6 protein-coding genes are annotated in these 5870 nt (G+C 66.6%); all 6 read left to right on the forward strand.

Annotated features, from left to right (window positions below; genetic code table 11):
- Positions 1 to 115 precede the first annotated feature (115 nt).
- Positions 116 to 1651 (forward strand): ABC transporter ATP-binding protein, encoded by a 1536-nt coding sequence (locus EOD07_RS19345; RefSeq protein ID WP_164772360.1) that lies wholly within the window; start codon positions 116 to 118, stop codon positions 1649 to 1651.
- Positions 1652 to 2680: an ABC transporter permease gene (locus EOD07_RS19350; RefSeq protein WP_127236609.1), complete on the forward strand. Its 1029-nt coding sequence runs from the start codon at positions 1652 to 1654 to the stop codon at positions 2678 to 2680. It abuts the gene before it with no gap.
- 10 nt (positions 2681 to 2690) lie between these two features.
- On the forward strand, positions 2691 to 3608 hold the full coding sequence (locus EOD07_RS19355; RefSeq protein WP_127236610.1) for an ABC transporter permease: 918 nt from the start codon (positions 2691 to 2693) through the stop codon (positions 3606 to 3608).
- Positions 3605 to 4564, forward strand: a complete 960-nt coding sequence (locus EOD07_RS19360; protein ID WP_127236611.1) for a nucleoside hydrolase — start codon at positions 3605 to 3607, stop codon at positions 4562 to 4564. The genes EOD07_RS19355 and EOD07_RS19360 overlap by 4 nt, the downstream gene beginning before the upstream one ends.
- Positions 4561 to 5316 (forward strand): glutamine amidotransferase, encoded by a 756-nt coding sequence (locus EOD07_RS19365; RefSeq protein ID WP_127236612.1) that lies wholly within the window; start codon positions 4561 to 4563, stop codon positions 5314 to 5316. The genes EOD07_RS19360 and EOD07_RS19365 overlap by 4 nt, the downstream gene beginning before the upstream one ends.
- Before the next feature lies 1 nt (position 5317).
- Positions 5318 to 5870: alpha/beta fold hydrolase (locus tag EOD07_RS19370; RefSeq protein ID WP_127236613.1), on the forward strand; the 553-nt coding region annotated here is incomplete at its 3' end.

Here is a 5870-nt window from a genome sequence, read left to right on the forward strand (position 1 = left end):
GGGAATGGCGTAAAAACAAAGAGAGAGAAGGTGTCGCCGTTTCCGCGAAACGGCGAAACCTTCTAGGCAGCGTCCCGCCATGCCGACCAGCAAGCGTGCCTCAGAAAGCGTACTGATGAGCGATCCGGACATCATTTTGAGCCTTGCAGGCATTGCCAAGTCGTTTGGCGAGAAGGCCGCGCTCAGCCATGTTGACCTCGATGTCCGGCGCGGCGAGGTGCATGTCATCTGCGGCGAGAACGGCGCCGGCAAATCGACGCTGATGAACATCCTTGCCGGCATTCACCAGCCGAACGCCGGCTCCATCGTGCTCAACGGCAAGACAGTGACGATCGCCGACCCGATCGCCGCGAGCCGCCTCGGCATCGGCATGGTGCACCAGCACTTCACGCTCGTGCCGTCCATGACCGTGGCGGAGAACCTGTTTCTCGGCCGCCAGCCACGCAGGCTGGGTATCTTCTCCGACCGCCGCCAGATGAACGATCGCGCCCGTGAGCTGATCGCGCGCTACAACTTCCATCTCGATCCGGGAGCGCCGGTGCGCACGCTTTCGGTCGGCCAACGCCAGCGCGTCGAGATCCTGAAGGCGCTGGCCTTCGACGCCGATCTCCTGATCCTCGACGAACCGACCGCCGTGCTGACGCCGCCCGAAGTCGATGAACTGATCGGCGTGGTCGACGGCTTGCGCGCCAGGGGCCGCACCATTCTTTTCATCACCCACAAACTGCGCGAGGTGAAAGCCGTCTCCGACCGCGTGACCGTCATTCGCCGCGGCCGCAGCATTTCCACGCGCAATACGGCCGATGTCACCGAAGCCGACATTGCCCGCGACATGGTCGGCCGCGAGGTATTCCTTGTCGGCCGCAAGGGCAGCGCCCAGCGCAGCTTCGGCGCCCCGGTTCTGACGCTGGACAATGTCAGCATGACCAATCATTCAGGCCGCCGTCTGCTCGACCGCATCTGCCTTGAGGTGCGGGCCGGCGAGGTGCTGGGTATCGCCGGCGTCGACGGCAACGGCCAGACGGAGCTTGCCGAGGCGATCGCGGGGCTGATGCCGGTGCAGGCGGGCAAGATCTGTTTCGGCGAGCGGGATCTGACCGAAGCCGACCTGCGCGAACGTCAGCAGGCTGGTCTCGGCTTCGTGCCGGAAGATCGCCTCGACCGCGGCCTCAGCGTCACGATGAGCGTCGCCGAGAATGTCGCCGCCACCAATTACAAACGCGCCGGACTGCTCTCCGGCGGCCTGATCGACCGGCACAAGCTCGACGGCTTCGCCGGCGACAAGATCAGGGAGTTCGACGTGCGCGGCGCGCAGCCTTCGACGCAGGCAGGCTGGCTGTCCGGCGGCAATATGCAGAAACTGGTGATCGCCCGCGAGCTGGAGCGCGATCCATCGCTGCTCCTGATCTGCCAGCCGACTCGCGGACTGGATATCGGCGCATCCGAATTCGTCCACGCGCGCATCCTGCAGGCCGCCGACCGGGGCCGCGCGGTGCTCCTGATCTCGTCCGAGCTGTCGGAGATCTTCGCGCTCTCCGACAGGATCGGCGTCATGTATTCGGGGCGCATGATGCGCGTCCTCGACCGGGCCGAGGCCGACGAGGAGACCGTCGGATATCTGATGAACGGCGGATCGAAGGAGGCAGCGTAAATGGCGCCTGCGCTGTCCAATTTCCTGCGCGTCATTCGCGCGCCGCTGGCCGCGATCCTGCTCACGCTGGCGCTCGGCTTCCTGCTGGTCGCGTCGATCACGGATGAGCCGGTCCGCGCCTATCGCGACCTGCTGCTCGCCAATTTCGATTCGCTCGGCAACTTCGCCCTGTTCCTCAATCGCGCCACGCCGCTCACCCTGATCGCGCTGGGTGTCGTCTTTTCCTTTCGCGCCGGCATCTTCAATGTCGGCGGGGAGGGCCAGCTCTATGCCGGCGCGGTCACCACCACGGTCGTCGCCATCGCCGGCGCTTCGCTGCCGGCCTTTGTGCTGATGCCGCTCGCTATTATCGCCGGCTTTCTTGCCGGTGCGGTGGTCGGCTGGATTCCAGGCGTGCTCAAGGTGCGTCTCGCCGTCGACGAGGTGGTGACGACATTGATGCTCAACATCATCATTCTGCTGATCACCTCATGGCTTGCCAACCAGGTGATCCGCGACACCACGGCCTATGGCGCGGTGAGCTGGATGGTGCCGAACTCGATCTGGCTGCCGCCCTTGCCCTTCGTCCCGCGCGCCACCAGCGGCTTCCTCGTCGCGGCCGTGCTCGCCGTCGTCTCCTGGATCGTTCTGTTCCGCACGCAATGGGGTGCCGAGGTTCGCGCGGCCGGCACCAATCTGCGCTTCGCCGAGGCTACCGGCGTGCCGGCGGCGCGGCGGGTGATATCGGCAATGGTCATTGCCGGCGGATTGGCCGGCCTGGCCGGAGCGCTCTACGTGCTCGGCGTCGGCCATCGCTTCGAGCAGAATTTCTCGCCGAGCTACGGACTGGTCGGCCTGACCTGCGCGCTGCTTGCCCGCGTCCATCCGATCGGCTCGCTGGCGACCGCGCTGTTCTACGCCGCGATGCTGAACGGCGCCGCCTATATGCAGATTTCCACCGACGTGCCGCGCTCCCTGGTCAACCTTTTGACCGGCCTGCTCGTGCTGCTGATGACGGCGCGGCTGCGTCGTGCCGCCCAGGCAGCGTGAGGAGGCGCGGATGAATCTCACATCGCTGCTCGCCGCGGTCCTGGAACAGTCGACGCCGATCCTGCTTGCCGCGCTGGCGGCGATGGTCACCTTGCGCGCCAACATCCTCAACGTCGCGGTCGAGGGTATGATGCTGGCGGCGGCCTTCGCCGCCGTCGCGGTCGGCGACTGGAGCGGCAGCGCCTGGCCGGCCTTCCTGTCGGCGCTGGTGGTTGCGGTGGTGCTGTCGCAGCTCCTGGCGCTGCTGACCTTGCGCTTCTTCGCCGACTTCATCGTGGCGGGCCTTGGCATCAATCTGCTCGCCGCCGGCGGCACCTTGTTCATTCTCGAGCGCTACTACAACAGTCCGGGCGGCCTGCGGCCGATCGCCTTCCCCGACATCTGGCATGTGCCGGCCGGATCGCTGTCCTGGCTGCCGCTGCTCGGCTCGGCTTTCGAAGGCCAGAGCGTCATCGTGCTGATCGCGCTTGTCGCCGTGCCGCTCACCTATGTCTTCCTCTACAAGACGCCGCTCGGCGCCAGCCTGCGGGCCGCGGGAGAGGACGAGCACGCAGCGCGCTCCGCCGGTATCCGCATCACCGCCATGAAGGCCCTGTCCTTGGCGATCAGCGGCCTGCTGGCCGGGCTCGCCGGTGCGCAGCTTGCCATGGACAAGCTGCATTTCTTCCTGCCGGACATGACCAGCGGCCGCGGCTTCATCGGGCTTGCCGCAACGCTGTTCGGCGGCGGCCAGCCCTGGATGACGGCGGCGGCGTCTTTCCTGTTCGGCTTCTTCGGTGCTCTGGGCGACCGCCTGCAGGTGTTCGCCATCCCCTCGCAGTTCGTGCTGATGCTGCCTTATCTCGCCGCCATCATCGGCCTGACTTTCGCCCGCTGGCGCATCCTCGTGCGCAACCGGCCGGCCCGAATTCGGGATAATCCCCAATGACGAAGCCGATCATCCTCGATTGCGATCCGGGCAATGACGATGCTCTCGGCATCCTGGTCGCGGCCGGCCATGAGGCGCTCGACCTGAAGGCGGTGACGACGGGCGCCGGCCATCTCGCCAGCGACCGCACGGCACGAAACGGCGCCATTGCCGTGGCTTTCACAGGGCGCGGCGACATTCCGGTTGCTGCTGGCGCCATGGGGCCATTGGTGCGCGAAAGGCTGATCGCCGGCATTCTCGACCAGACCAGCGCGCTCGATCCGGAGCGGCCGGATCTCGAAGCGGTACCCCTCGATCCGCGCCACTCCAGCGACCTCATCGCCGAGCTTGTCGTTTCGGGCGTCGCAAGCACCGTCGTCACCACTGGTCCGCTGACCAATCTGGCCTTGGCGTTGCGGCGCAACCCCGGTCTGCCGCAGAAGATAGAGCGCGTCGTGTCGCTCGGCGGCGCATGGGGGCTCGGCAACAAGACCGCGGCGGCGGAGTGGAACGTGCTATGCGATCCGGAGGCGGCAGCCATCGTGTTCGGAGCCGGCATTCCCTTGACGCTTGTTCCGATCGACGTCGGACCGCAGGCGGTTATCACCGATCGATTGATTTCGGACACCGAGGCGATCGGCGGTAGGGTAGGGCGTTTCGCTGCCGAGCTCTTGCGCTCGCTGAACAAGACATTCCGCCCGGGCGTGTTCGGCCCTGCCGCCATGCCGCTCAACGATCCCGTGGCGTCCCTTGTCGCGGCCGAGCCTTCCCTCGCCAGGACGGTTCCGGCGCGCCTCGAGATCGAGCTCGCCGGCAAGTTGACCTATGGCCGCACGGTCATCGACTTTGCCGGACGCTCCGGAGCGCCGAACGCCGAAATCGCCGTCGAGCTTGACGGGGAGGGCATCCACGCCGCCTTCATCGCCGCGCTGAAGCGGTTGGCCAGACGGCCTGACAGAACAGGAGAGGAAGTATGACAAAGAGCCATCGCGTCCTGATAGCGGGCGAATCCTGGACCGTTCATTCGATCCACCAGAAGGGCTTCGATTCCTTCACCACCACGGAATACGCCGAAGGCGTGCGCTGGCTGCGCGATGCCCTTGAGGGCGGAGGTTGGGACGTTGTCTACCAGCCCGCCCACGTCGCCGCGCGCGATTTCCCCTTCAGCGCCGGCGAGTTGGCGAAATTCGACTGCATCATGCTGAGCGACATCGGCGCCAACACCTTGTTGCTCCACCCCGACACGTTCGTGCGCTCGAAGACGCTGCCCAATCGCCTCGAAGCGATACGCGACTATGTCCTAGGCGGCGGCGGACTGGTGATGGTCGGCGGCTATATGACCTTCCAGGGCATAGACGCCAAGGCGCGCTATCGCGATACGGAGGTCGCCGAGGTGCTGGGCGTGGAGATGGAGGCGGGCGACGATCGCGCCGAGCGGCCGCAAGGCGCGAAGCCGCGTGTCGCCGCGGCAAGTCATCCGATCGTCGCTGGATTGGAGGCGGAATGGCCGGCGCTGCTCGGCTACAACCGCTTTGCCGCCAGGCAGAAGGCGACGGTGGTCGCGACCGTCGGCAACGATCCGCTGATCGTCGCGGCTGAATTCGGCAAGGGGCGGTCGGTCGCCTTCGCGTCCGACTGCGGGCCGCACTGGGCACCGCCCGCCTTTGTCGATTGGCCGGGCTACACGACGCTCTGGCGGCAGATCGTCGGCTGGGCGGCGGGAGTCTGATATGGTCGCGCTCAATATCATGCGCTGGGGCGACCGCGGCGCGCCGAAGACGATGGTGGCGCTGCACGGCATCACCGCCAATGCGGGCGCCATGACCGAGCCGGCCAGGCTGCTTGCCGCGCGCGGCTGGCAGGTGATCGCTCCCGACATGCGCGGCCATGGCGAAAGCGCGCGCGGCAACGGCGATTTCTCCTTCGACAGTCTGCTCGCCGATTTTGCCGAGAACCTGCCCGACGCGCCGGATGTGCTGCTTGGCCATTCCTTCGGCGGCACGCTGGCTCAGCTTGGCGTGCTGCGCGGCCTGTTCCGGCCGAAAGCGATGCTTCTGGAAGACCCGGTCTCGCATTTCGCCGACAAGGCGACGCCGAAGGGCATGTTGGACTGGGACGAGGCAAACCTGCCTCACGACATCGAGGGGTTGCTGAAACTCAATCCCGGCTGGTCGCGGCGGGACGCCGCCTGGAAGGTCGTGTCGCTCGAGCAGATATCCTTCGACGACGCGCGTTCGGCCTTCGCCGGCAACGCGCCCTGGGACCTGCGGGACGAGGCGGCGC

Source organism: Mesorhizobium sp. M2C.T.Ca.TU.002.02.1.1 (genome assembly GCF_003997225.1).